Genomic DNA, 25,907 nt, shown 5'->3' with positions numbered 1-25,907 from the left:
GGTCGGGACGCTGCTCCCGAGTGTGTGGGGGTGTCAGTTCACGGCCCAGGACAGCCAGCGGCCATCGCGCCGTTCCAGCCGCAACTTGTGCGAGAAGCACTCTGACAGCGACTCCGCGTTGAGAACCGCGCCCAACGGGCCGCACGCCAACGGCACTCCGTCTCGCAACAGCAACCCATGCGTGAACGACGGAGGGATCTCGTCGGTGTGGTGGGTGACGAGCACGGTTGCGGGAGTCTGCGGGTCTGCTGCGAGCGACTCCAGGCTGGCCACCAGCTGCTCCCGACCCGCCAAGTCCAAGCCGGCGGTCGGCTCGTCAAGCAGCAACAGCTCCGGACGACTCATCAGCGTGCGAGCCAACTGCACCCGCTGCTGCTCGCCCGACGACAGTGTGGCGAACGTGCGCTCGGCCAGCTGGCCAGCACCCACGCGCTTGAGGAACGCCAGCGCTGCTGCGCGATCGGCATCGGTGTAGGTGTGCCACCAAGTTTCCAGTGCCGCGTAACGGGCCGTCATCACGATGTCCGCAGCGCAGATGTTCGGCCGGAACTGATCCCGCAGCGATGAGCTCGCAAGCCCGATCCGGCGCCGGAGCTCGCGCACGTCGACCGTACCCCAACGCTCGCCGAGCACTTCCACGGTGCCAGTGGTGGGGAACCGGTACAGGGACAGAATCTTGATGAGGCTCGTCTTGCCCGATCCGTTCGGCCCGAGCACGATCCACCGCTCGTGCGGAGCGATATCCCAATCGAGCGGCCCCAGCACCGTGTTGCCGTCGTAGACGACCGACACCCCTCGAAGCGAGACCGTCGGCACCGGGCTGTCGCACGATGGCACCAGCCGCTCCACGCCCTCGCTCATGAGTCGTCGCGGCGGCCCTCGCCAGCGTGGGACACCCACGTGGCGTACATCTGCGCGTAGCGGCCGCCGAGCGCGACCAGCTCGTCGTGGCTGCCCAGCTCCACAACACCGCCCTCGTCGATGACGGCGATGCGGTCGGCCCGCATGGCCGTCGCCAGCCGGTGCGCGATGAGCACCGCCGTGCGGCCCTCGAGCAACAGGTCCAGCGCACCTTCGATCTCGGCTTCGGTGCTGAGGTCGACGCTGGAGGTTGCCTCGTCGAGCACGATCACCCTGGGCCGCGCCACGAACGCCCGAGCCAGCGCTAGCAGCTGCCGCTCGCCGGCTGACAGCGACACGCCCCGCTCGTGCACGTGGGTGTCGGCTCCGTCGGGAAGGCTGTCGATCAGCCGGCGCAGGCCCACCAGGTCGAGTGCCGCATCGATATCGGCGTCGAGCTGCGCGCCGCCAGTGCGGTCGGCATGGTGGCGCAGGCCGAACGCCACGTTGTCTCGAATGGTGCCGTGAAACAGGAATGGCTCCTGAGGCACAATGCCGAGTTGGTTGCGCAGCGACGACAGCGTCAAGTCGCGCAGGTCCCAGCCGTCAATCGTGACCCGCCCCTGCGTCGGGTCGTAGAAGCGGATGATGAGCTTCGCAATGGTGCTCTTGCCGGCACCCGTCGGCCCCACCAGCGCAAACGTCTCGCCGGGCCGGATGTCGAGGCTGACATCGCTCAGCACCGCGGGAATGTCTTCGTCGAGGTCGGTCGCCGTTCCATCTAAGGGGGCGGTGCCGTTGCGGTTGGGGTCGAGATCGACGCCGGGAACCGGGACGGCCATGGGGTCAAAGCCCGTGAGCAGGCGCCCGGCGCGTTCGGTCGCCGAGCCATTGGTCTCGTGCACCGCATCGTCGTACGAGAACGAGACGCCCTCAAGCCGGATGTGGCCTTCGATCGGCGGCAACTCGGCCGCATCGGCGCGTTGGGGAACCGACGGCTGCCGGGCAAGGATCTGGCCGATCTTGGTGAGGCCTGACTGACCCTGCTGGTAGATGCTGTAGAGCTGCACGAGCTGCTGAATGGGGGCGAAGAACCTCGTCACGAACAGCAGGAATGCCACCAACTCGCCGACCGCGAGCTCGTCACGCAGCACCATCACGCCGCCGACGGCGAGCACCAGGCCCTGTGCCGCGATGCCGATCGCCTCGGTTGAGGGACCGTAGATCGCCTGCGCCTTGGACATCGTCAGGTTGGCGTCTCGGAAGCGGGCGGTGACGCGCCGGTGCCGTGTCACGTTCAGCCGGCGACGGTTCAGCGCCGCGATGACCCGGATGCCGGCGAGGTTCTCGGACAGGTCCGCGAGTACGTCCGCGATACGGTCCCTGACCTCGCCATAGCCGGCTTCGCTGCGGGCGCGGAACCACAAGGTGAGTGCCGCGAGCGGCGGGATGATGCCGACCAGCAGAACAACTGCGAGCAACGGGCTGTACATGAACAGCACCGCGGTCACCACGGCGACGGTCAGGGCTTGGACAATCAGGTTGACGAAGCCCTCGTTGATCAGCATCGCCACGTATTCCGTGTCCGACGTCATGCGGCTCAGCAGCACGCCGGACTTGGCGTTCGTATACCAGTCCAGAGAGAGGCGCTGGTAGTGGCTGAACAGGCGCAGCCGGAGGTCGTACATCATCTGCTCGGCAATGCGACCGTTGTGGCGCTGGCGGACGCGGCTGAGCACGATGGAGATGGCCACGACGCCGAGATAGACGAGCACAACACGGTTCAGCGTCGATCGGTTACCTGCAGCGATGCCGTTATCGATGCCCTGCTGGACCAGCACGGGGCCCGCCTGCATAGCGGCTGTTTCCGCACACAGCAGCACCATTCCGGCGAGCACCGCCCAGCGGTGTGGCATCAGCATGTCCCGGAGCCCGAACTTGCGTTCGGCCCCATCGGGAGATCGGTCGGCAACCTGGTCGAAATCGACCTGCGGCGCGGGGTGCTCGGGCTCGAGCGCCAAGAGCTTGTTCGCCCCTTCCTGTAGCTCGCTTGGCACTCCGGCGAACGGCAGTCCCGCTGCGGCGCTGGACTGAGTCGCAGTCGGACCCATGTGCCCATGGCCGCCGACCATCACCATGACGTAGCGTCCTGAGTTTGTCTGCCGTCATCGGCACTCTCGTCGCTCGCCGCTGCAGCCAACACCTCGCTGTAGCGAGGCTCGGTTGCCATCAGCTCGGCGTGGGTGCCGTCGGCCACGATCCGGCCGCCGTCCATCAGCACCACTCGCTCCGCCAGGCTGATTGTCGACAGACGGTGGGCGATGACGATGGTGGTGCGGCCGGCCAGCAGCTCGACCAAAGCCTCGTGGATCCTCGCCTCGTTTGCCACGTCAATCGAGCTGGTGGCGTCATCGAGGATCAGCACCGCAGGGTCGGACACGAATGCGCGGGCGATGGCGATTCGCTGCCGCTGACCGCCCGAAAGGTCATAGCCGCGCTCACCCACGACGGCGTCGTAGCCCTCGTCGAGTTCACTGATGAACTTGTGCGCCTGGGCAGCCACGGCGGCGGCCACGACATCGGCCCGGTCGGCGTCCGGCCGTCCATATGCGATGTTGTCGTGGATGCTTGCCGAGAACAGGAATGGCTCGTCGGGCACGAGTCCGACAGTGCGACGGAGGCTGTCGGAGGTGATGTCTGCGATGTCATGCCCATCGACGGAGATGACGCCGCTCTGGCGGTCGTAAAAGCGCAGAAGCAGCCGGGCCAGCGTGGTCTTGCCGCAACCGGTGCGGCCCACCACTGCAATGCGTTCGCCAGCGCTGATATGCAGGCTCATGCCGTCGAGGACCAGCGGAGCGGTTTGGTCCGGCGCAGCCACTCCGCCCACCGTCTCAGTGCCGTAGGCAAAAAGCACGTCGCGGAACTTGACCTCTACGCCTCCAGCACTGCCGTCGGTTGTGACCGGTCGCGGCAGGTCGATGGCGCCGGGGCAATCTGCGGACAGCAGGGGTTCGTCGAGCACCTCGAAGATGCGCTCGGCAGAGGCCTTCGCACGCTGGCCAAAGATGAACAGCATCCCGATGAATCGGAATGGCGCCTGCAGCAAGAGGATGTAGAGGCAGAAGGTGGTGATGTCGCCGACGGTGAGCGTGCCGCTGATCACTTGGTGACCGCCCACGAACAGAACGAGCGCCAGTGCGAGATTCGGCAGGTTCTCGATCGCAGGCGTGTACCGAGCTCGGGAGTAGTGCTGGAGCATGTTGGCCCACCGGAGCCGTTGGGCCGCCTGAGCCATCGCTTCGACTTGGCGGGCTTCTGCGGCGAATGCCTTCACGACCCGAACGCCGCTCACGCTCTCGTCGGTCACCGTCGCGACTTCTGCGTTGCGGGATTGGATGATCCACGACAGCGGGAACATGATCTTTCGCAGGCGCTGTCCGAGCACGTAGACCGCGGGCATGGCGAGCATGGTGATGGCGGTCAGCGGCAAGCTGATCCACGCCATCAGCGCGATCGCCACGACGAAGCTCAGCAGCTGGACGAACATGATCGGAGCGAACGCCAGGAACATCTGTACCGAGCGGATGTCAGAATTCGAGCGGGAGATGATCTCGCCGGTCTGCACCCGGTCGTAGAACGCAAACGAAAGCCGGCTCAGGTGCTCGAAGAGGACCGCGCGCAGATCGTTCTCGACGCGGTGGCCCATGGAGAACAGGCCATTGCGGTAGACGAAGGTGAAGACGCCGCGTGCCACGCCGAGCGCGACGAGCGCGACGATGAAAGGCCACAGTGCGCCCGACTGACCACCGCTCGCGCTCGACACTGCAGCCTCGATGGCGTATCCGACGACCCGTGGCGCGACGACTTGGGCGATCATCGCGGGAATCGCGGCAAGCACCGCGATGGCGAAGCGCACCCGATGTCGCGCCAGCAGCGGTCCCAGTCGCCGAATCCAACTCAGCGAGCGGTCGGCACGGATTGCATCAGAGGGTTCAGCGTCGAACGACGCGGGGTCGAACGGCGCCCCCTCGGACGCACCGGAGCCGGCAGTGCGGGGTTGCGGCGCTGGTTCCGCGGGCGCAGATGTCTCAGCTACCCGCATCCCGGCGAGGCTACCGCTGACCCTGGTCTGCGGCCGGAACGACCGGATGCTGAGCGGCCCGTGAGCGAAGCGAACAAGAGCGGGAAGCGACGGGTTCGACCGCGAGCGGGATCACTTCTTCGCGGCACCCGGCGGTACCGTGGACACAGCCATTGGGCTTCGCGGGGGTGCGCAACACCGGCATGACGCTGGGACTCATTGCAGGACTTGCACTCGTTGTCGTGCTCATTGCCTTGAACGGTGTGTTCGTGGCGGGAGAGTTTTCGCTCCTCGCCGTTGACACTTCTCAGGTTGATGTCTTGGCAGCGCAGGGGCGCCTCCGCGCTCGTGGCGTGCGAGCGCTGCTGCGGCGCCTCAGCTTCCATCTCGGCGGAGCGCAGCTCGGAATAACCCTCACTTCATTGGTGCTCGGCATCATCGCTGAGGGCACCATCGGCGAGTTGATCGAACGGGCGCTGGGCGGTTGGGCGGAGGCCGTGGCATCGACCGGCGCCATAGCGGTGGTCGCCTTAGCGCTGGCTGCGGTATTCCAGATGGTGTTCGGCGAACTGGCCCCCAAGAACCTGGCCGTTTCGCGCCCGCTGCGGGTGAGCATGTGGTTGGCACCGGTGCTGCGGATCTATGGCGTCATCGCCGCCCCGGTCACGCTGCTGTTCAACGGCATCGCCAATGCCACCGTGCGGGGATTGGGCTTGCAGCCGACCGAGGAACTGCGCATCGTGCGCACCCGCGACGAACTGGAGTACGTCGTCCGCTCGTCGCGCCAGCGCACCTTGAGCGACGCGCAGGCCGATCTGCTGGTGCGAACGCTGCGATTGGGCCGCAAGGACGCCGCCGATGCGCTCACTCCTAGGACCGCGATGTCGGCCCTTGGATCCGGCGCAACTCTCGGCGATCTGGTCGAGCTGGCCCGCACCAGTGGCCACTCGCGCTTCCCTGTGCTCGGGTCGAGTTCCGACGACGTGCTCGGCATCGCCGAGGTGCGTGATGTGTTCAGTGTGGACGCGTCCGAGCGAGACCGCACTCCGGTGGAGACCATTATGCGTCCGGTCGTCGCGGTGGCCGAAAGCCGCAAGCTCGACGGCGTGCTGGCCGACATGTCCGAGGCCGACTGCCGGCTGTGCGTCGTGGTGGACGAGCACGGCGGTACCGCCGGTGTCCTGACACGCGAGGACATCGCCGAAGAGCTGGTGGGCGACATCGCCGACGAGTTCGACGAGCCACCCGCCCTGACACCTCGCCGGCCTGGCCGCCCGATCACCCTGGCGGGTACCACCACGCTCGATGAGCTGGAAGAGGCCACCGGATTGGCCGCACCCCCGGGTCCCTATGAGACGTTGGCCGGATTCGTGCTGGAGCGCCTTGGCGAGATCCCGTCTGAGGGCACGGTGGTCTCCTGGAACGGGTGGCGCTTGGCAGTAACTGAGGTGGAAGGCTTGCGCATCGCCGAGGTAGACGTCAGCGCCGAGACCCCCGCGCACAGCGAAGACAGCGATTCGAACGAGGAAGCATCGTGACGGCGCTCGCGATTGCCGTGGGCGCGGTGCTGATCGTGTTCAACGGCGGCTTCGTCGCGCTCGAGTTCGGCCTCATCGGCTCGAAGCGTGCTGTCGTGGACAGCCAAGCTGCGGCGGGACGATCAGCGGCCCTCGCAGCGCAACGCATGCAGTCCGATGTGCTGACCACCCTTGGCGGCGCGCAGCTGGGAATCACCGTGTGCTCGCTGGCAGTCGGTCGCCTTACCGAACCTGCGATCGCTGCGGTCATCGAGAAGGCCATCGGGGGAATCGTCGAGTTGCCAGACGCTGTGCTGCACTCCATCGGCTTCGGAATCGGCCTCGGCCTCGTCGCGGTCGTTCACATGGTGCTCGGTGAGATGGTCCCCAAGAACCTGGCGTTGATCGGCCCTGAACGCACACTGTTCGTGCTTGCCCGCCCGATGGCCGCATATCTCGTCGTCGCCCGACCCGTGGTGCGGTCCCTGCTCGCCGTCTCGAACGGGGTCCTGCGAGCCCTTCGCGTGGAGCCGACCACTGAGCTGGCTGACACTGCGACGCCGGCGGAATTGGGCCTCATGGCTCGCGACTCGCTCGCTGAAGGCCACATCGAAGCTGGCGATGTGGCGCTGCTCGAGCGGGCGATGCGCTTCGAAGCCACCACGGTGAGCGAGATCATGGCGCCGGCAGATGATGTTGCCGCCGTACGGCTCGCCGACTCGATCGCAGCGGCCGAGCAGCAGTTCGCCCGTACGGGCCGTTCGCGGCTCGTTGTGCTCGGCGATGGACCCGACGACGTCCGGGGCATGCTCCACAGCAACGACCTGGCAGCGGCGACCGAGCGGGATGCGCCCGACCTCGCCGAAGCGGACCGTCGAGTTGCGGCTCGCCAGCGTCTCGGTCGCGGCCTCGTTCGCCGGATGCTCCGCTTCGATCCCGACACAGCGCTCGACGAGGCGCTGCGCAGGATGCAGCGCACACGCATTCATCTTGGCGTCGTGACCGACGAGCACAGCCGGACGCTCGGCGTGGTGGCACTCGACGATCTGCTGCGCGGCCTGATCGGTGATCCCGCTGCAGTCGGTGAAGGCACGCCCAGCGAAATCGAAGGCGGCCCACAGGGGTGACCCAGTTAGGCTGCCGTGGCCGTCGTCAGACCCGAAGCAGCCTGTTGCGCATCACGCCATGACTTGGATCGACAAAGCGCTCGACAGCTGCCCTCAGCGGGTCGTGGTCAACGATTCCAAGACACCCAGCGGCCGTGCCCATGTCGGCTCGCTGCGCGGCGTGCTCATTCACGACGCCCTGGCTCGAGCGGCCCGCGAGCGCGGCCTGGACGCGACCTTCATGTATGGCTGCGACGACATGGACGCAGTCGACGAGATCCCGCACGGAACCGGAGACCACTTCTTCGAGCACCTCGGAAAGCCATTGTGGGCGGCACCTCCGCCGGCCGGTCTCGACGGCGAGTCGATGGCGCAGGCGTACTTCACCGAGTTCACTTCGACGTTCGAGCCGCTCGGCGTCGAGACGAGTTTCTATTTCATGAGCGACATCTACCGGGCGGGCAGGCTCGACGAGATCATTGACACGTTCCTGCGAGCCGTGCAGACGGTACGGGAGATCTACCTGCGCCTCAGCGGTGCGCAGCGATCAGACGACTGGCTGCCCTTCCAACCCACCTGCTCCGAATGTGGCCGCATCGGAACTACCTACGCCTCCGATTACGACGGGCAGACCGTCGCCTATGAGTGCCGGGCCGATCTCGTCCAGTGGGCGACGGGATGCGGGCACAGCGGCCGTATCAGCCCATTCGGCGGCAATGGCAAGCTGCCGTGGAAGCTCGAATGGGCTGCCAAGTGGCAGCTCTTCGGAGTCTCGATCGAAGGTGCCGGCAAGGATCACATGGCGGCGAGCGGCTCGCACGAAGTCTCCTCGGCGTTGGCTCGCCAGGTACTGCGGTGCGGGGTGCCGGTTGCGGTGCCCTATGAGTTCTTCACGCTCGGCGGGGCCAAGATGAGCTCCTCGAAGGGCATTGGCATGACGGCGTCGGAGCTGGCCGCGATGCTGCCGCCCGAGCTGCTGCGCTACGTCGTGCTGCGCACCCAGCCGCGCCGGGCCATCGATTTTGCGCTCGATGTGGCCGGCCTCACCAAGGCCTTCGTCGAGTACGAACGGCTCTGGCGAACCGTGGCCACGGGTGATGCGGAGCCGAACCAGCAGCAGCTGTATTTCATCTCCCAGGTCGCCCGAGAAGGAACAGTGCCCGAGGCGCCGGCCTTCAGCCCGCCATTCGACTCGGTGTTGAGCCTCACCCAGCAACCGCATATCGACTTGGCGACCCATGTCAAGTCGCTCGGTGTCGATCTGTCCGGTGAGGAAGCCGAGTGGCTCGATCGCAAGGAGGCCACAGCGCAGCGGCTGATGCAAAGCCGCCCCGAACTCGCCGGCACGTTCGCGATGCTTGACGTCGCCGAGATCAATGAGCAGCGTCAGGGGCTGGACGACCGCCAGCGCGACTTCCTCGGGCGGTGTTGGCAGCGTCTGGATGAGCTGACCGAATGGGACGCCCGAGCAATCCAAGACGCAATCTTCGAAGCAGCCCGTGATGTCGGCATCGACCCGCGTACTGATGCTGCACTGGCCTTCGGGGCAATTTACAGAGTGTTCTTCGGAGAGGAGACCGGACCGCGGGCGGGCAGTTACTTGGCATTCTTGGGTCGTCAAGAAACTCTGCGCCGGCTGGGTTGAGCAGCCGACGTGCGTGACGGGCCTGCGGGGACGTCTGGCCGCTAGGCGCCGATGGCGTGATAGCCGCCGTCGACGTGAAGGATCTCGCCGGTGGTGCTGCCGAACCAGTCCGACATGAGCGCGAGCGTGCTGCGCGCGACCGGTTCGCTGTCATGGACATCCCAGCCCAGAGGAGCGCGGGCTTCCCACGCCTCCTCGAAGTCGGCGAACCCCGGGATCGACTTGGCTGCCATCGTGCGGATGGGCCCGGCCGAGACCAGATTCACCCGGATGCCCTGCGGTCCGAGCGACTTCGCCAGGTACCTCGCCGTCGATTCGAAGGCAGCCTTCGCAACGCCCATCCAGTCGTAGAAGGGCCACGCCACGCTGGCATCGAACGTCAGGCCCACCACCGAGCCCTTCGCCTCGGCCAGCAGCGGCGCCAACGGTGACGCCAGCCCGGCGAGGCTGTACGCCGAGATGTGCATTGCGGTGGACACGTCCTCCCACGGTGCGTTGAGGAAGTTCCCGCCCAAACAGCTCGCGGGTGCGAAGCCGATGGAGTGCAGCAGCCCGTCGAGGCGGCCCCAGCGTTGCGTCAGGTCGTCGCGCACCGCGGAGATCTCGTCGGGCGAGGTGACATCGAGCGGCAGCACATCGCACGCGTCAGGCAGCCTGCGGGCCGTGCGTTCGGTGAGCCGGATGCCCCGGCCAGCACCGGTCAGCACCACCTCCGCGCCCTGCTCCTGGGCCAGTCGGGCCACGTTGAACGCCAGCGAGGCGTCGGTCAGCACCCCGGTGATGAGGAGCTTCTTGCCTTCCACGATTCCGCTGCCGGCCATTGGCTCGCCTCCGCTCTCGTTGTCGGCACGGCAGTCTGCAACGCTGCCCACCGCCGGACGCTACCGGCGTGCCTGGGGCCCCTTTGGTGTTCGCACCCATTGCCGCCCCTCTTTGCTCTATGGCGCGCTTCGCCGTACCGTGGCGGTCGTGTCAGCAGATGCGACCCCCAACGGGACCGCAGATCGGGTCGCACCAGTTGCCTCTGCAGGTGCCGGCGAGCCGACACGCATTGGCATCATCGGCGGCACCGGCCCAGCCGGCGCGGCGCTGGCGACCCGGCTGGCCGACATCGGCTGTGAAGTGACGCTGGGATCTCGTTCGAAGTACCGGTCGATGGAAGTGGTCGACAACATCCTGGATCGCTGGCCGGAGCGGCACCTGCGCATCCACCACGGTTCCAACAGCCTCGCCGCGGAGGAGCCCACGGTCGTGATCGCCACACCGTGGGACGCGGCAGCCATCACAGCTCGGGGCGTCGCCGAGCACCTGCGCGGCAAGGTGGTGGCGACAATGTCGAACGCTCTGGCCCGCGTGGACGACGAGTTCGTGCCGCTCATCCCGCCCAGGGGCTCGGTCGCGGCTTCGGTTCAGGCGTCGCTGCCGGACTCCCGAGTCGCCGCTGCCCTGCAGCACGTGCCTGCGACCGAGCTCGGCAATCTCGACGAACCGGTGGACGGCGACATCCTCATCTGCAGCGATTACCGCGAGGCCACTTGGCATATCGCCGAGATCGTGGACCGCATGCCCGGCGCGCGAGCGCTCGACTGCGGGAACCTGTCAAACGCAACAGCCATCGAGGCATTCACTGCAGTGCTGATGCAGCTCAACACGCGGTACCGCACTCGTGTGGCTCTTCGGCTGGTCGGGTTGGATCACGTCCCGATCAGCGTGCTCGGGGGCGGGCCGAGTCGCCCTGACGCAGCGCAGCCGAGCGCCGAGACCGTTCCTGACTGAGCCGATGGCTGGTGCTCTGAGCGCAGAGCGATGAGGCTGTACGAGACGCAGCGGCGGGCCATCGTGCCGCTCAGCGTGCGCCCAGGCAACACGGTGCGCATGTACGTGTGCGGGATCACGCCCTACGACGCCACCCACGTGGGCCACGCCGCCACCTTCCTGGCCTACGACGTGCTGCAGCGGCGACTGCGGGATCTCGGCTGGCGCACCCGATGCGTCCGCAACATCACCGACGTGGACGACGATCTGCTGGCGCGGGCGCGCGCCATGGGCGTGCACTATCTGGATCTGGCGGCGGGGTCGCTGGCTGGGTTCGACGCAGATATGGAGGCACTGGGGCTGCTGCGGGCCGACAGCGAGCCCCGAGCCACCTCAGCGATCTCCGACATCCGGCGAGTGATCGGCCAGTTATTCGACACCGGACACGCATATCGCAGTGGCGAAGGCGTCTATTTCGACGTCTCGACGGCACCCGGCTTCGGGGAGCTGAGCCGGCTCGGCGTCACCGAGATGATCGAGTTGGCCCGCAGGCGTGGCGGTCGACCCGACGATCCAGACAAGCGCAACCCCCTGGATTTCGTGCTGTGGCAACGTTCAGCTCCAGACGAACCGGAATGGTCGTCGTTGTGGGGTCCGGGCCGCCCCGGGTGGCACGTGGAGTGCTCTGCTCTGGCGCTCGCTCACCTCGGTCAGACGATCGATGTGCACGGTGGCGGAAGCGACCTGGTGTTCCCGCACCACGAATGCTCCCGGGCACAGTCCGAAGCCGTGACCGGTGGACCATTCGTGCGCCACTGGATGCATACCTCGATGGTGCGACAGGGCGGCGCCAAGATGTCCAAGTCGGCAGGAAATCTCGTGTTTGTGTCCGACTTGCGCGAGCGCTGGGAGCCCATGGCGCTGCGGTTGGCGCTGCTGGGTGCGCACTATCGGGCCGATTGGGACTGGGATGAGCGCCGCGTGGCCGATGCGGCCCGGCGACTCGAGCGCTGGCGGGTGGCGGGTCCCGGCGACGGAGCGCTGTCGAGCGTCCGCGAGCGTCTGGACGACGATCTCGACACGCCGGGCGCGCTCGCAGCAATCGACACGGCCGTCGCGGACGGTGAGTCCGCCAGCGACGCAGCTGCCCTGCTCGGCGTTGTGCTCTAGGTCGTGCGAGAAGCGCAAGCAGCCGCGAGCGCCTGCGAGGACGCCGGTAGCGTTGCCTCGATGGCCGAGCCAGACGACCTCGGCGAGGTGCGCGACGAGCTTCCCGCTGATCTGGACCGGGGATTTGTCGGCGCGTACAAATTCCCCGACAACTCGCGGCGCAGGATCACCGGCGCACTGTGTTTCGCAGCGGGTGTGTGGGCCGCTACAGCAGCGCTTGCCGCTGACAGCGAATCGGTCCTGCTCAACGAAGGCGTGGCGGTAGGCGGTGTGCTGCTCGCCTTCGCCGGCCTCTACCAATTCGCAGCGGGACGTCGATTCGCTGTCAACGAGAACGAAGCGTTGGTCGCCGCAGTCACTGACGTCGGTTTTGCTGTCGGGCACGCCAGCGCGCAGCTCGGCTGGCGGGGATGGATGAGCCGCCCCACATGGCGAGTGCTCGTGTATTCGGCCGAAGACCCGCCGCAGCGCAGAGGCTTGGTGCTCGTGGATGCGCTGAGCGGTTCCGTGCTCGAGCGTTGGGTGGAGGACAATCCCGAGACCTGGATTGAGACGGTGCCCAGCTCAGCGCCAGAGGCTCCCGAGGCCGCTGGTGTGCACACGAGCGCAATCCCGGAGCCCGGCGACGGGAGCTGACGATGTTCGACGGCATGTTCCGCAAGGGCGTCGACAGCGTCACAGCGCCGATCGGACGTGGACTCGCCGCGATCGGCCTGAGCGCTGACGTGCTCACTGCCTGCGGGCTCGTGACGGCAGCGGCGAGCGCCATTGCCATTGGTGCAGGCCGACTGGGTCTCGGCACTGTCTTCTTAGTGGTGACTGCGCTCGCTGACCTCTTTGACGGGCCGGTCGCTGCAGCGCGGGGCACCTCGTCGAGCCGGGGCGCATTCTTCGACTCGACGGCCGACCGGGTCACCGACGGCCTGCTGCTGGGTGGCATCGCTTGGTATCTCGCCTCTGAGCACGGCGCGCACTGGGCCGTGTTGCCCATGGCGGTGCTCGGCGTCAGTGCGGTGATCTCCTACGAGCGTGCCAAGGCTGAGTTGCTGGGCTTCGTGGCCAAGGGCGGGCTGATGGAGCGCGCCGAACGCACAGTGGTGATTGCCGTGGCGGTTGCCTTCGAGGTGTTGCTCATTCCGTTGCTGTGGGTCCTGCTCGCGCTCTCGACCGTGACAGCGGTGATGCGCTTTGTGAAGGTGTGGCGCCAGGCCAGCGCGCAAATGTCGCAGTGAGCGGAGTGCTTCGCCGCCCGCAAGGGCGGGACAAGGCACGCCGCCCGCAAGGGCGGGACAAGGCACGCCGCCCGCAAGGGCGGGACAAGGCAATAGTGCTGGCGTACCAAGCGGGAGCGACCGCAGCCCGAATGGTCCCGCTGTGGCTGGGTGAGCGTTTGGCTGCGCTCGCGGGCCCCGTACTGGCGCGGTTGATGCCCGCCACCGCAGACATGGTGCGCCGGCACCAGGCACGGGTACAGCGTTGGATTGCAGCGGGGGCGGGTGCCGGCGGATCTGGACTGGATGCCGGCGATTCCGGCGCAGACGCAGACGGCGGCGATTCCGGCGCAGACGCAGACGGCGGCGAAGCCGGCGCAGACGCAATGGCGGCTGAGCGAGCCGTACAGCAGGCCACCACCGCGGCCTTCAGCTCCTATGCCCGCTACTGGCTGGAGTCGTTCAGGCTGCCCGCGCTTGGTGAGAACACCTTGGACCGCGGCATCGATGTTCCGGCCTACCACCATGTCGAGGAGGCCCTCGAGCGCGGCAATGGCGTCATCTTGGCCCTGCCGCACTTGGGGGGCTGGGAGTGGGCAGGATTCTGGATGGCGACCGTGAACCGGTTGCCCATCAGCGTGGTGGTCGAGCCCTTGCATCCGCCGGAGCTCTTTGAGTGGTTCGCCAATTTCCGTGAGCGATTGGGCATGCGCGTGGTACCGCTCGGACCCGACGCGGGCCGCGAGGTGCTGGGAGCGCTTCGACGCAATGAGATCGTCTGCTTGTTGTGCGACCGTGACCTCACCAGCGACGGCATCGAGGTGAGCTTCGGCGACGAGCAGACGACGTTGCCGGCGGGTCCGGCGCTGCTGGCACTGCGATCAGGTGCGGCCCTGCTGCCGACCGCCGTGTACTTCCGACCTCGGGGCAGGCACCTGGGCACGGTTCGGCCGCCGGTAGACGTCACCCGACGCGGGCGCCTCCGTGACGATGTCGCTGCGGTCACCCAGCGGCTAGCGGACGAGTTGGTGACGCTGATCGCTGCAGAACCGCACCAGTGGCACCTCTTCGGCCCCAATTGGCCGTCGGACCGACCCACCGACGCAATCGACAACGCGTAAGGGCCGTAAAGGCCGCGCGCAGATTGCGGTCGGTGCGGGCGGCATAGCGCGCCTAGCGTCGCGATCGCAGTGAGGACTAGTGCTCGAATTGTCTGTGAAGTTCGATCAATGAGGTTCCGCACGTGAGAATCGGGATCATCTCGCCCTACAGCCTGACCAGCCCTGGCGGTGTCCAAGTGCAGGTGCTGGGTCTGGCTCGAGCATTGGCTGCCAGCGGCCACGAGGCACGAGTGCTCGCTCCATGCGACGGCGCGCCGCCTCAGACCGGTGTCACGCCTCTGGGCGCGAGCATTCCTACCTTCACGAATGGGTCGGTCGCCCCGATTGCGCCCGACTTCGCCTGCACGCTGCGCACGGTTCGGGCGCTGCGCGACGAGCAGTTCGATGTCCTGCACCTGCATGAGCCCCTGTGTCCCGGGCCGACGCAGACAGCGCTGTTCTTGGGCTCGACGCCCACCGTCGGCACGTGGCACGCAGCGGGGAGCAGCCGCGCCTATTTGGTGCCGGGAACACGGTGGCTGGCGACCAGGATCGATATTCGGGCCGCTGTCTCCGCCGATGCCGCCGAGATGGCCCGTGATGGCGTGGGCGGCGACTACGAGTTGGTCTTCAACGGTGTCGAGCTGGATAGCTTCGACGAAGTCGCCCCCATGCGCAGCACCGCACCCACGATCGCGTACATCGGTCGCCACGAGCCGCGCAAGGGCCTCACGGTGTTGCTCGAAGCCATGTCGCGGCTGCCTGAAGGAGTACGTCTGTGGGTGATGTCGCGCGGCCCCGAGACTGAGGAGCTGCAGCGCCGATACCAGCGCGACACGCGCATCGAATGGCTCGGACGGGTCAGCGAGACCGAGAAGCTGGCGCGTATCAAGGGCGCCGACGTGTTCTGCGTGCCGTCATTGCATGGCGAAAGCTTCGGCGTGGTGCTGCTCGAAGCCATGGCTGCACGAACGCCAGTGGTTGCAAGCGATCTGCCCGGATACCGCAACGTCGTCCGCATTGGGGATGAAGCCGAGCTTGTCGCGCCAGGCGATGCGGAAGCGCTGGCAGCGGCGCTCCTGGGTGTGCTGAAGCGTTCCGACCACGCCGCCGAACTCGTGGCGGCTGGCCGCCAGCGCGCCGAGCAGTTCTCGATGACTCGGCTGGCCGAGGTCTACCTCGACATGTATCAGCGTGCCATCGCGCGACGCCGTGCCGGCTGAGGTCTGCTCGTCAAATTGTGCCGCTTGTGCTGTGCCAATGGTGCCGTGCCGCTGGTGTTGTGCCGCTTGTGCCGTGCCAATAGCGATTGGGGCCGCTTGAATGCAGCGGGTGGACCCGCTGTTCGCCATCTACCGCAGTCGAGCCGACAAGCTGCTGGCGGAATTCTGGACCGTGCATCTCGTTGCAGGGGCGATCCTGGGCGCGCTGGTGGCGCTGTTCACGCCGTTGGGCTGGTGGGTGATGGCGATCGCGCTCGCAGCGGCCTGCGGGCTCGCCGCGACCTGGCTGGCTGTCGGAGAGCGACTCTTGCGGAATGCGCTGTTCGGGGCCACTTCGAAGGTGTGTGATTCGCAAGACGAGCCTCGCCTGACGAACATCGTTGACGGTGTCTGCCTGCTGGTGGGGGTTCAAGCACCGGCTCTCCTTGTCGCTTCCAGCAGCGGGGCGAACGCCGTTGCGGTTGGCCGGCAACCCGACCAGTCCACGGTTGTCGTCACACAGGGCTTGCTCGACTCGCTGAACCGCATCGAGCTAGAGGCCGTCGTTGCGCGGCTGCTGACACAGATTCGTGACGGGCGTACTGCCTACCTGACCACCGCGGTGACGACGGTGGGGCTGCCCGCGCTGCTGTGGGCCTCCCTGTGGCCGTTCGTTCAGGCTCGCTTGGAGCGCGAGGCCAGCACCGGCAGCGACTTCGACGACGATGCCGAAGCCGTGAGGCTGACCCGCTACCCGCCAGGTCTCGCCGACGCGCTCGAAACGATGTCGAGAGCGGGTGTGCGCACCGATGCACCGAGAGTGACGTGGCCGCTGTGGCTGGCCGATCCGAGAGCTGCCGAGACCCAGCTCCCGGATGATCTGCCGGACTACCGGGCTGACCTTGAGACACGGGTTGCCGTCCTGCGCGAGTTCTGAAGTGAGCACGGTGTTCAGGGGTGGGAACACCCGTCGAGGTAGCAGTTGTATTGGTCACGTGGTTGCGAGCCCTTCGGCGATGACGCCGCTCGTCTGAGTGGCACAACCTCCTGGGGCCCCGCTGGATTGTTGAGTAGTTCAGACGGGGGACACGGAGCCGACGCTCACGGTGGAGCCGCGGTCGGTGGGGCAGACCTCGATGCCGGTGCGGATGCGCTCACGCAGTCCACCCACGTGGCTGATGAGGCCAACGGTACGGCCGCCCTCTCGCAGGCGGTCGAGTTCGTCCATGGCGAGTTGCAGTGCCTCGCTGTCGAGAGTGCCGAATCCCTCGTCGACGAACAGTGCGTCGAGACGCACACCGCCAGCATGGGAGGCAACCACGTCGGCGACGCCGAGGGCCAGCGACAGCGACGCCTGAAAGGTCTCACCGCCGGAAAGAGTGGAGACCTCGCGCTCACGTCCGGTGTAAACGTCGTACACCCGCAGGCCCAGGCCCGCTTTGCCGCCACCCCATTCGCGGTCGCGATGGACGCTGAGCCGGTAACGCCCACCGGTCATAGAGCCGAGCCGTCGGTTGGCGAAGGTGCAGATCTCCTCCAAGTACGCCGAGAGCACCCAGCGCTGCAATGAGACTCTCGGCGGCATTCGACCGTTGCACCGGTCGGCCACCGTCGACCACAGCTCCGCCTCGGCGAGGGCGGTGGTGTTGTCGCGGTGAGCGGCCACGGCCGCCTGCTGCTCGGAAAGCAGCGACTTCCCGTGGAAGTTTCGGCCCAAGTGCCAATCGGAGGTGTGGAGCAAGCGCGCCGCCGCCAGCGAGCGCGACCGATTCGCTGTCCGGCAGTGGACCTAGGACGTGTCAGACGCGGCGCTGCAGGTCAGTAAGCACTACTCAGGCAGCAGGCCGCGGCCTCGCAGCCACGCCGTCCAGCGTTCCCGCACGTGCGGCGACAGCCAGAGGTCTTCCCAGACGTCGAGGAGCTGGTTGAGGTCGATGTAATGAAGCACGTCGTCCTCGGTGCCTTCGGTCATGACGAGCTCATACACAGACCGCAGCTGGTCTTCATTCGACATGTCGTAGTCGCCCTGCCCGCTCCATGCGACATGCAGCGGCAGCGTCACCCGGCCAGTCACGGGCGCGACTGAGACGTCCCCGAGATCGTCGGGGATCTCGACAGGTCGCGAGAACCGGGTCGTGGCCACGACACCAAGTTTAGGGAGCGGGTGTGTGACGGTCGCCCCGGGCCTCGATCCGGTTGGCACCAGCGTCGCTGTTCCGCCTGTGGCACCGTGCTCGACCCCACAGCGTTCGGGCCCGACAATCCCGTCTGCAGTTCGGGGGCCGGTCCCTACACTGAGCCCATGAATTCAGGCCCCACGAGCACAGGCCAAACTGGCGCCTCGACGCCCACCGACGCGCAGCAAGCAGAGTCCCATCTGGTCGGGACAGTGCGAGTCAAGCGTGGGCTTGCCGACATGCTCCGAGGCGGCGTCATCATGGACGTCGTCACTTCCTCCCAGGCCAAGATCGCTGAGGACGCCGGAGCTGTCGCCGTCATGGCGCTCGAGCGGGTACCGGCCGACATCCGCCGAGACGGCGGTGTGGCTCGCATGAGCGATCCGGCGATGATCGAAGGCATCCAGGCGGCGGTCACGATCCCGGTCATGGCCAAGGCTCGCATCGGCCACTTCGGCGAGGCCCAGATCCTCGAAGCGCTGGACGTCGACTACATCGACGAATCCGAGGTGCTCACACCCGCCGATGAGGCCCACCACATCGACAAGTGGGCGTTCACCGTGCCGTTCGTGTGCGGTGCGACGAACTTGGGCGAAGCGCTGCGACGCATCTCCGAGGGCGCGTGCCTGATTCGGTCCAAGGGCGAGGCCGGTACCGGCAACATCGTCGAAGCCGTCCGCCACCTGCGCTCCATCACGGGCGACATCCGCAAGATCACCCAGGCCGACTCCGCCGAGCTGTTCGATTGGGCGAAGCAGCTGCAGTCGCCGCTCGGTTTGGTGCAGGAAATCGCCGAGACCGGCCGCTTGCCGGTGCCCTTGTTCTGCGCTGGCGGCATTGCGACGCCGGCTGATGCCTCGCTGGTCATGCAACTCGGCGCGGAAGCGGTCTTCGTCGGGTCAGGCATCTTCAAGAGCGAAGACCCGGAACCACGCGCCGAGGCGATTGTGGAAGCCACGACGCACTACCGCGATCCATCGGTGGTGGCCAAGGTCAGCCGGGGTCTCGGCAACGCCATGCCTGGTCTCGAGATGGAAGGCCTCGAGACCAAGCTCGCCGAACGCGGCTGGTAAGCGCTGAGCTGCCCCGCATCCCTGGACAGGAGCGACAGCCTGCCGCTGGTCGGCGTCGTCGCGCTGCAGGGCGCGGCAGCCGAGCACGTCGCTGCGTTCCGCCGAGTCGGGGCGAGGGCTGTCGAAGTGCGCACGCCCGCCGACCTCGACGGCGTCGATGCTGTTGCCCTTCCTGGTGGCGAGTCGACCACGATGTCGCACCTGCTCGGCACGAGCGGACTCTTCGACGCGCTGTCAGAACGCCTCGCCGATGGCCTGCCGGCATTCGGCACCTGCGCGGGCATGATCCTGCTCGCTGCCGAGGTGCTCGACGGACGGCCCGATCAGCGCTGTTTCGGCGCAATCGACATTTCGGTGCGGCGCAATGCCTTCGGCCGTCAGGTCGCCAGCTTCGAGGCCGATCTCGCCACCGACGGCCTCGACGAGCCATTCCACGCGGTGTTCATACGAGCTCCGTGGGTGGAGCGAACCGGCGACGGCGTGGAAGTGCTAGCGGAGATCCGGCCCGTGGTGAACTCCTCGGGAACCGGAAAGCCTGCATTGGTACCGGTGTTGTGCCGATCTGGCCCGATCCTGGTGTCGAGCTTCCACCCGGAGCTGACCGTCGACGACCGCATTCACCGGATCTTCCTGGCGATGGTCGGCGCGTCGAGGGACCACTGAGGGACGCGTCCGGCAGACTGTCCAGACGAATGCACCCCGTTTGGCGCATCTCGTCTGGCATCTTTCGTTCGGGAGGGGGTCCGTGTCCGGTCATTCCAAGTGGGCGACGATCAAGCACCGCAAGGGCGCTGCCGACAAGGCACGCGGGAAGCTGTTCGCCAAGCTGATCCGCCAAGTCGAGGTGGCGGCACGCGAGGGCGGGGGCGACCTGGACTCCAACGCCACGCTGCGCACGATGTATCAGAAGGCCCGAGACAACTCGGTGCCATTGGACACCATCGAGCGGGCGATCAAGCGCGGCACCGGCGAGCTGGATGGCGTGTCCTACGAGCAGGTCACCTACGAGGGCTACGCACCCGGCGGCGTGGCGATGTTTGTGGATGTGCTCACCGACAATCGCAACCGAACTGGCTCGGAGATCCGGAGCCTGTTCACGCGTGCCGGTGGCTCCCTCGCCGAGCCAGGTGCGGTGGCATGGCAGTTTGAGCGCAAGGGCGTAGTGGTAGTGCCTGCGGTGGCATCCGAGCCTGATGCGGCCGAGCCAGACGAAGACGAACTGATGCTGGTGGCGCTGGAGGCGGGTGCGGAGGACATCGAGCGTGAGGGCGATTTCTGGCGAGTCATCACCGAGCCGGCTGACACCATGACGGTGCGCGAGGCCATCGAGGCGGCGGGTATAGCGGTAAAGGCGGCGGACCTGACCTACGCGCCGCAGAATCTCATCGAGCTGACCGATGCGTCGTCCGCCAAACAGGTGATGGCGATCCTCGATGCCCTCGACGACCACGACGATGTACAAGGCGTGTACGCCAACTTTGACATCAGCGAGTCGCTGCTGGAGAAGATCGCCGACTGAGGCGTGCGAGCGGGCAGAACGGCGTCGATTGCGCAGAGCCCGAAGGCTCGCGGATACCCAGTGAGAACGGTGCCAAAGGCTACGGTTCGTACTGATGTTCGTACTGGGAATCGACCCTGGATTGTCGCGCTGCGGATACGGCGTAGTGGAGCAGATTCCGGGCTCCGGTGCGCAGCGCACCCGCAACGAGGCGGTGGCTTTGGGCGTGATACGCACCGATCCCGCCGAGCCACAAGCGGTACGCCTGGCGACGCAGATGCGCGAGTTGCAGGCCCTTGTCGAGGAATTCCAGCCCTCGGTGGTTGCAGTGGAGCGAGTGTTCTTCCAGGTCAATGTCCGCACGGCCATCGGCGTCGCGCAGGTGGCCGGTCTGGCCATGGCGATTGCGTCGGCAGCGGGGGCAGAGGTGGTCGAGTTCACGCCGACGCAGGTCAAGCAGGCAGTTGCCGGCTGGGGCGGGGCCGACAAGGACCAGATGCAGCGCATGGTCGGCGAACTGCTCGCGCTGCCCGGTATTCCCGAGCCGGCCGATGCCGCCGACGCAGCTGCGGTCGCGCTGTGCCACCTGTCCCAGGCGCCATGGAACCGCACGGCGACTCACAGTCGAGCGCGGGTGCTGCTTCCCGCCTCCCCACTAGTGCAACCGCCGGCTGTGCCGTGACATCGGCCGAGAATTCGCCGCAGTGATCGGCCCGCGATGATTGGCCCGCGATGATCGGATCAGTGCGCGGTCGCCTGCTCGACAAGGATCCTGCCGGCGAGCTGCTGATCGAGGCTGGCGGGGTGGGCTACCGCGTCACCGTTACGCCGTCGACACTGGCCGGAGCTGGCCCGGTAGGAGACGAGTGCTTTGTGTATGTGCACCATCACGTGCGCGAGGACAGTTCCGACCTCTACGGATTTACCGAACTCGATGAGCGGCGCTGCTTCGAGGCCCTGCTGAGCGCGCATGGCGTCGGTCCCGCGCTGGCGTTGGCAGTGCTGGGTCACCTGCCGCCTGACGAGCTGCGGCGAGCCGTGGCAGCCGACGATGCTGCTGTGCTCGAACTCGTGCCCGGCATCGGCGCCAAGACGTCCAAGCGCATGGTGCTTGACCTGAAGTCGCGGCTGGGTGCACCTGAGGACGTCGGTGCTGCGGTTGGACCCGGCGGCGACGGCGCCAGCTCTTCTGTGGCGGAAGTTCGGGCTGCGCTGGGCCAGATGGGATTCAGCCCGTCAGAAGTACGTGAGGCCATGGCGGCTGTCGCTCTTGCAGCGGGGCGTGACGCAACCGCCGACACCGGAGCGCTGTTGCGCGTGGCGTTGCAGGAGCTCGGTCCCCGATGAGCGCCGGAGGGGCCCGTACCGAGGGCTACCGGCGCGAGGAGTCCGCAGCGCGTTCAGAGTCAAGCCGCAGCGATGTCACCGATCCGGTCCGCTCGGCGGCAGACGAGGGCGACGCCGAGGCCTCGTTGCGGCCCAGCTCGCTGGATGAATTTGTCGGCCAACCCGAAGTGCGAGAACACGTCGCCATCACGCTGCGAGCCGCGGTGGCCCGCGGCCAATCGCCCGACCACCTGCTATTCGCCGGCCCGCCAGGCTTGGGCAAGACGACGCTCGCAAGCATCATCGCCGTCGAATTGGACGCGGCGCTGCATCTCACGTCGGGACCGGCCGTAGAACGCGCAGGCGATCTGGCAGCGATCCTCACCAACCTGGCCGACGGCGATGTGCTGTTCATCGACGAGATCCATCGCCTGCCCAAGATCGTCGAGGAAGTGCTCTACCCCGCCATGGAGGACTTCGCTATCGACATCGTGTTGGGCAAGGGTCCAGCAGCGCGTTCGATCCGCTTCGACCTGCCCCGTTTCACGTTGGTGGGTGCCACGACCCGTACCGGGCTGATCTCGGGACCCCTGCGTGACCGATTCGGTTTGGTAGAACGCCTCGACTATTACTCCACCGGCGACCTCACTGCGATCGTGACTCGAGCGGCCGGGATCCTCGGCGTGCAGATTGATGCTGATGGCTCTGCGGAGATCGCTTCCCGCAGCCGGGGCACACCGCGCATTGCCAACCGGCTGCTTCGCCGCGTCCGCGACTACGCGGAAGTGCGCGCCGACGGTGTTGTCGACGTGTCGGTGGCCCGTGAGGGACTGGCTGCGTTCGGGGTCGACGAGCTCGGACTGGACAAGTTGGACCGGGCAATTCTCGACGCCCTGGCTGTTACCCATTCCGGGAGGCCGCTAGGTCTTTCCACGCTGGCGATCACCGTCGGCGAACAGACCGAGACGGTGGAAGACGTGTACGAACCGTTCTTGATCCAGCGCGGGCTGCTGCAGCGCACACCGCGTGGCCGCATCGCTACCGCAGCGGCGTACGCGCACCTGGGCATCGAAGTCCCACCTCTTACAGAGTTCTCCGGGCCCCAGAGCGATGCCGAGTCGGCGATCTCGCTGTTCGATCGGTCTGAGCGCACCGGGGACAGTCCCAAGAGGCCTCCGCCGGTCGACGACACACCGTGGTGATGCGGCTGCGGATGGACGAGTTCGACTACGAGCTGCCGCCATCGGCGGTCGCGCACGTACCCGTCGAGCCGCGTGACTCAGCCCGGCTGCTGGTGGACCGGGGGCCGTGCCAGGCGCCCCAGCACCGGCATGTCGCTGATCTTGCCTCGTTGCTGGAGCCGGGGGATGTGCTCGTCGTCAATGAGACGAGGGTGATGCCTGCCCGTCTGCCGCTGCGCAAAGGCACCGGCGGGGCCGCTGAAGTGCTGTTGCTCGAACCGCTTGCATCGGGGCCCCGATCGGCTCTTCAGATCGCCGGAGCGGTCGGCGACCAAGGCTGGGCTGCGCTTGTACGGCCCTCGCGCCGGATTGCCGACGGCACCGTGCTGGTCTCGGAACGGGACCCGAACGTCCAAGTCATTGTGCGTCAGCGATTGGATCGACAGCGCCGCGCTGTGGACGTCCTCGTCGATGGGGTGCCTCTGGTCGACGTATCGCAGGCCCCGCTGCTCGTGCACGCCGGGGAGGCGCCGCTGCCGCCCTACATCGACCCGATCACGGCGCGCAACGCCATTGCGCAACGCATCGGTGTCGACGCTTCCGACAGCCACGCTGCCCGGGAGGCGCTCGCAGACCGCTACCAGACCGTCTACGCACGAACGGACGGCTCTGCCGCAGCGCCGACCGCAGGTCTGCACCTGACAGAGCGTGTTCTGCATGCGCTGCGTTCAAATGGCGTCGAGATCGCAACTGTGGACCTGACGGTTGGCCTGGCAACATTCGCGCCGGTGACCGCGGAACATGCCGACGAGCACGAGATGCACGTCGAGCACTACCGGGTGCCCGCAGCAACGCTCGCGGCCTGCGACGCAGCCGAGCGTATCGTCGCCGTGGGCACCACCACCGTGCGGGCGCTGGAGTCTGCCGCCTTGGCGCGCCAGCCCGCCGCCGAGACGGGCACGAGTGACATCTGCGGTTGGACCGAGCTGTTCCTGCGGCGGGGCGCTGAGTTCTTGGTGGTGGATGGGTTGCTCACAAATTTCCACCTTCCCCGGTCGTCATTGCTCCTGCTGATCGACGCGTTCATCGGGCCGCATTGGCGGGGCCTGTACGAGACGGCGCTGGCGAATGGCTACCGCTTCCTGTCCTTCGGCGACGCAATGCTGCTCCGGCGCAGCAGTGGGCAATGAGCGCCCCCGAAGGCGTGCTGCGGGCGGGGACGGCCTCCAGGGCCGCATATGAATTGCTGGCATCGGACGGCCCGGCCCGGCGAGGACAAATCACGACCGCCCGCGGCACTTTTCAGACGCCGGTCTTCATGCCGGTGGGGACCCGGGGCGTCGTCATCCACCTCGATGCCTCCGACTACGAGCGCTTGGGTCTGGAGGTGGTGCTGGCGAACACCTACCACCTGTCGGCACGGCCGGGTGTGGATGTCGTTGAGGCGCTCGGTGGCCTGCACGGCTTTGTCGGCTGGGACGGCCACTTCCTCACCGACTCCGGCGGCTTTCAGATCATGTCGCTCGGCCGCCGTTCCGGCGGCGCAGATCAACCCGGCCGCCGTCAGGGATCTTCTGATGCCTCTGATGGCGACGATCCCCCCGATCCCTCCCACGATGTGAAGTCCAAGGTGGACGACGAGGGCGTGACCTTCCGCTCGACCTATGACGGCGCTGCGATGCGGCTGACACCCGAAGACGCCGTTGGCGCGCAGCGCCGCTTGGGGTCGGACATTCAGATGGCGCTCGACATCTGTCCAGAGTTGCCAGCACCGCCCTCCGAAGTGCGCATCGCGACGCAACGCACGCACCTCTGGGCGACCAGGGCGGCAGCGGCTATGGAGACTGCGCGCCGGGACGGGACTGCCGGCGGACAGGCATTGTTCGGCATCTGCCAGGGTGGGATCGATCCAGAGTTGCGCCGCCACAGCGCCGAGACGCTGGCATCGATCGGCTTCGACGGCTACGGCATCGGCGGGCTGTCGGTGGGGGAGTCCCGCGGTGAGATGGCCCCGGCCCTCGCAGCAGCGGCCGAAGTGCTGCCGGCAGACCGGCCGCGCTACCTGATGGGCGTCGGCGACCCGGCCCGGATCGTCGACGCCATCGCGGCAGGCGTGGACATGTTCGACTGCGTGCTTCCCAGCCGCCTCGGCCGCCACGGCACGGCGCTCACTCCGCAGGGCCGCATCAACATCCGCAATGCCCGTTTCGCCCGCGATGAAACGCCACTCGATCCCCGTCCAGCCAGACCCGACGGCCGCCCGCAGCCCGGGGCTCGCTTCAGTCGCGGCTACCTCCGGCACCTCATGAGCGTGAACGAACCCACCGCAGGCCGCATCTTGACCTTGCACAACATTGCGTTTCTGGCCGAATTGGTCGCCGACGCCCGCGCTGCCATTGAGGCGGGACGGTTCAGTGCTTTCCGTGAGCAGGTCAACGAAGTCTGGGGCTGAGTCACGGCGAGCCGCAGTAGCCCGGTACGCTGACCCGCCGTACTGGCCTCGAATCGCCTGCACCATGCACGCAGGGTGCAGCGCTCCAGGGCCCCGAACTGCGCACCTCGCCCGCACACGCTGGTGAAGTGCTTCGCCGAGACTCGCCTGCACTGAGGAGCACACCATGAGCTCGATCATTCTGCTCGTCGCATTGTTTGGCCTCATGTACTTCTTGATGATCCGGCCGCAGCGCAAGCGCGCCGCGGAGCGCGCCGCAATGCTGGGCCGTGCCGACATTGGTGACGTGATCGCCACGGTCGGCGGGGTCATCGGCAAGATCGTGGCGGTCGAAGAACCCGGTGAGGTCGTCTGCATCGAGGTGGACAGTGACGTGGAGCTGCGAGTGCAGCGCCGCGCCATCGGCGAGATCATCACGCTCGCTCGCAACGAGGGCACGGCCGAGCCGCCCGCATCGGACGACTTCGACGCGCCCGAATGAGCCTGACCCGAGCGCACTGCGCTGCTGGGTGCCGCGATGCTGGCAGCGGTACCGGCGTAGGCCCGAGAGCGGCAGGTTCTCGTTGACGG

Annotated in this window: 25 protein-coding genes; 19 read left to right on the top strand and 6 right to left on the bottom strand. The window is 67.1% G+C overall.

Features of this window, described 5'->3' with window-relative positions; all coding sequences use genetic code 11:
• Positions 1-33: 33 nt before the first annotated feature.
• From ACOOHB_RS08265 to ACOOHB_RS08255, 3 genes are read right to left on the bottom strand one after another with little or no spacing between them, the layout of a single operon-like run.
• Positions 34-861 carry an ABC transporter ATP-binding protein gene (locus tag ACOOHB_RS08265; RefSeq protein ID WP_420444308.1) on the bottom strand — a complete coding sequence of 276 codons (828 nt, stop codon included), beginning with the start codon at positions 859-861 and terminating at the stop codon, positions 34-36.
• The gene (locus ACOOHB_RS08260; RefSeq protein WP_420444307.1) at positions 858-2,978 is read right to left on the bottom strand and encodes an ABC transporter ATP-binding protein; all 2,121 of its coding nucleotides are present in this window, start codon (positions 2,976-2,978) and stop codon (positions 858-860) included. Before ACOOHB_RS08260 ends, ACOOHB_RS08265 begins: the two co-directional genes overlap by 4 nt.
• Positions 2,972-4,945: an ABC transporter ATP-binding protein gene (locus ACOOHB_RS08255; protein ID WP_420444306.1), complete on the bottom strand. Its 1,974-nt coding sequence runs from the start codon at positions 4,943-4,945 to the stop codon at positions 2,972-2,974. The genes ACOOHB_RS08260 and ACOOHB_RS08255 overlap by 7 nt, the downstream gene beginning before the upstream one ends.
• A gap of 182 nt (positions 4,946-5,127) precedes the next feature.
• Between ACOOHB_RS08255 and ACOOHB_RS08250 the strand changes: the two genes are divergently transcribed.
• The 3 genes from ACOOHB_RS08250 to lysS are packed head-to-tail and all read left to right on the top strand — an operon-like array spanning position 5,128 to position 9,192.
• Positions 5,128-6,462 carry a hemolysin family protein gene (locus tag ACOOHB_RS08250; protein WP_420444305.1) on the top strand — a complete coding sequence of 445 codons (1,335 nt, stop codon included), beginning with the start codon at positions 5,128-5,130 and terminating at the stop codon, positions 6,460-6,462.
• Positions 6,459-7,568 carry a hemolysin family protein gene (locus tag ACOOHB_RS08245; RefSeq protein WP_420444304.1) on the top strand — a complete coding sequence of 370 codons (1,110 nt, stop codon included), beginning with the start codon at positions 6,459-6,461 and terminating at the stop codon, positions 7,566-7,568. Before ACOOHB_RS08250 ends, ACOOHB_RS08245 begins: the two co-directional genes overlap by 4 nt.
• 58 nt (positions 7,569-7,626) lie before the next feature.
• Positions 7,627-9,192, top strand: coding sequence for a lysine--tRNA ligase (gene lysS / locus ACOOHB_RS08240; protein ID WP_420444303.1), 1,566 nt, complete (start codon positions 7,627-7,629; stop codon positions 9,190-9,192).
• A gap of 41 nt (positions 9,193-9,233) precedes the next feature.
• Here lysS and fabI read toward each other — a convergent pair whose 3' ends face one another.
• Positions 9,234-10,013, bottom strand: coding sequence for an enoyl-ACP reductase FabI (gene fabI / locus ACOOHB_RS08235; protein WP_420444689.1), 780 nt, complete (start codon positions 10,011-10,013; stop codon positions 9,234-9,236).
• Between the two features lie 148 nt (positions 10,014-10,161).
• On the opposite strand from fabI, the gene npdG reads away from it, so the two are divergent.
• From npdG to ACOOHB_RS08200, 7 genes are all read left to right on the top strand, one after another.
• Positions 10,162-10,968, top strand: coding sequence for an NADPH-dependent F420 reductase (gene npdG / locus ACOOHB_RS08230; protein ID WP_420444302.1), 807 nt, complete (start codon positions 10,162-10,164; stop codon positions 10,966-10,968).
• 30 nt (positions 10,969-10,998) lie between these two features.
• Complete coding sequence (locus ACOOHB_RS08225; protein WP_420444301.1) at positions 10,999-12,117, top strand: cysteine--tRNA ligase; 1,119 nt, start codon at positions 10,999-11,001, stop codon at positions 12,115-12,117.
• 60 nt (positions 12,118-12,177) lie between these two features.
• Positions 12,178-12,753, top strand: a complete 576-nt coding sequence (locus tag ACOOHB_RS08220; RefSeq protein WP_420444300.1) for a hypothetical protein — start codon at positions 12,178-12,180, stop codon at positions 12,751-12,753.
• Between the two features lie 2 nt (positions 12,754-12,755).
• Positions 12,756-13,349: a CDP-alcohol phosphatidyltransferase family protein gene (locus ACOOHB_RS08215; RefSeq protein WP_420444299.1), complete on the top strand. Its 594-nt coding sequence runs from the start codon at positions 12,756-12,758 to the stop codon at positions 13,347-13,349.
• Complete coding sequence (locus ACOOHB_RS08210) at positions 13,346-14,449, top strand: phosphatidylinositol mannoside acyltransferase (RefSeq protein WP_420444298.1); 1,104 nt, start codon at positions 13,346-13,348, stop codon at positions 14,447-14,449. Before ACOOHB_RS08215 ends, ACOOHB_RS08210 begins: the two co-directional genes overlap by 4 nt.
• Positions 14,450-14,571: 122 nt before the next feature.
• A complete protein-coding gene (locus tag ACOOHB_RS08205) occupies positions 14,572-15,651 on the top strand; it encodes a glycosyltransferase family 4 protein (RefSeq protein ID WP_420444297.1) in 1,080 nt (359 codons plus the stop codon).
• A 100-nt stretch (positions 15,652-15,751) separates the two neighbouring features.
• A complete protein-coding gene (locus ACOOHB_RS08200) occupies positions 15,752-16,567 on the top strand; it encodes a M48 family metalloprotease (protein ID WP_420444296.1) in 816 nt (271 codons plus the stop codon).
• 138 nt (positions 16,568-16,705) lie between these two features.
• On the opposite strand, the gene ACOOHB_RS08195 is transcribed toward ACOOHB_RS08200, so the two are convergent.
• Both ACOOHB_RS08195 and ACOOHB_RS08190 read right to left on the bottom strand, forming a co-directional pair.
• Entirely contained in the window at positions 16,706-17,296 is a 591-nt protein-coding gene (locus ACOOHB_RS08195) for an SbcC/MukB-like Walker B domain-containing protein (RefSeq protein ID WP_420444295.1), read from the bottom strand.
• Positions 17,297-17,458: 162 nt separating this feature from the next.
• Positions 17,459-17,773 (bottom strand): hypothetical protein, encoded by a 315-nt coding sequence (locus ACOOHB_RS08190; RefSeq protein WP_420444294.1) that lies wholly within the window; start codon positions 17,771-17,773, stop codon positions 17,459-17,461.
• Positions 17,774-17,932: 159 nt separating this feature from the next.
• Between ACOOHB_RS08190 and pdxS the strand changes: the two genes are divergently transcribed.
• From pdxS to yajC, 9 genes are all read left to right on the top strand, one after another.
• A complete protein-coding gene (gene pdxS / locus ACOOHB_RS08185; protein WP_420444293.1) occupies positions 17,933-18,880 on the top strand; it encodes a pyridoxal 5'-phosphate synthase lyase subunit PdxS in 948 nt (315 codons plus the stop codon).
• 21 nt (positions 18,881-18,901) lie between these two features.
• On the top strand, positions 18,902-19,543 hold the full coding sequence (pdxT, locus tag ACOOHB_RS08180; RefSeq protein ID WP_420444688.1) for a pyridoxal 5'-phosphate synthase glutaminase subunit PdxT: 642 nt from the start codon (positions 18,902-18,904) through the stop codon (positions 19,541-19,543).
• Positions 19,544-19,625: 82 nt separating this feature from the next.
• Positions 19,626-20,399, top strand: a complete 774-nt coding sequence (locus ACOOHB_RS08175; protein ID WP_420444292.1) for a YebC/PmpR family DNA-binding transcriptional regulator — start codon at positions 19,626-19,628, stop codon at positions 20,397-20,399.
• Positions 20,400-20,493: 94 nt separating this feature from the next.
• On the top strand, positions 20,494-21,060 hold the full coding sequence (gene ruvC / locus ACOOHB_RS08170; RefSeq protein ID WP_420444291.1) for a crossover junction endodeoxyribonuclease RuvC: 567 nt from the start codon (positions 20,494-20,496) through the stop codon (positions 21,058-21,060).
• 50 nt (positions 21,061-21,110) lie between these two features.
• Positions 21,111-21,725 carry a Holliday junction branch migration protein RuvA gene (gene ruvA / locus ACOOHB_RS08165; RefSeq protein ID WP_420444290.1) on the top strand — a complete coding sequence of 205 codons (615 nt, stop codon included), beginning with the start codon at positions 21,111-21,113 and terminating at the stop codon, positions 21,723-21,725.
• The gene (ruvB, locus tag ACOOHB_RS08160; RefSeq protein ID WP_420444289.1) at positions 21,722-22,906 is read left to right on the top strand and encodes a Holliday junction branch migration DNA helicase RuvB; all 1,185 of its coding nucleotides are present in this window, start codon (positions 21,722-21,724) and stop codon (positions 22,904-22,906) included. The genes ruvA and ruvB overlap by 4 nt, the downstream gene beginning before the upstream one ends.
• Positions 22,906-24,075: a tRNA preQ1(34) S-adenosylmethionine ribosyltransferase-isomerase QueA gene (queA, locus tag ACOOHB_RS08155; protein WP_420444288.1), complete on the top strand. Its 1,170-nt coding sequence runs from the start codon at positions 22,906-22,908 to the stop codon at positions 24,073-24,075. Before ruvB ends, queA begins: the two co-directional genes overlap by 1 nt.
• Positions 24,072-25,337 carry a tRNA guanosine(34) transglycosylase Tgt gene (tgt, locus tag ACOOHB_RS08150; RefSeq protein ID WP_420444287.1) on the top strand — a complete coding sequence of 422 codons (1,266 nt, stop codon included), beginning with the start codon at positions 24,072-24,074 and terminating at the stop codon, positions 25,335-25,337. Before queA ends, tgt begins: the two co-directional genes overlap by 4 nt.
• A gap of 166 nt (positions 25,338-25,503) precedes the next feature.
• Positions 25,504-25,818 (top strand): preprotein translocase subunit YajC, encoded by a 315-nt coding sequence (gene yajC, locus ACOOHB_RS08145; RefSeq protein WP_420444286.1) that lies wholly within the window; start codon positions 25,504-25,506, stop codon positions 25,816-25,818.
• The last annotated feature ends 89 nt before the right edge of the window (positions 25,819-25,907 follow it).

Origin of the sequence: Candidatus Poriferisodalis sp., assembly GCF_965215815.1 — a bacterium.
In the GTDB taxonomy this organism is placed as follows: domain Bacteria; phylum Actinomycetota; class Acidimicrobiia; order Acidimicrobiales; family Poriferisodalaceae; genus Poriferisodalis.
Note: the sequence above shows the minus strand (reverse complement) of the source record. Positions and strands in the feature narration are given on the sequence as shown.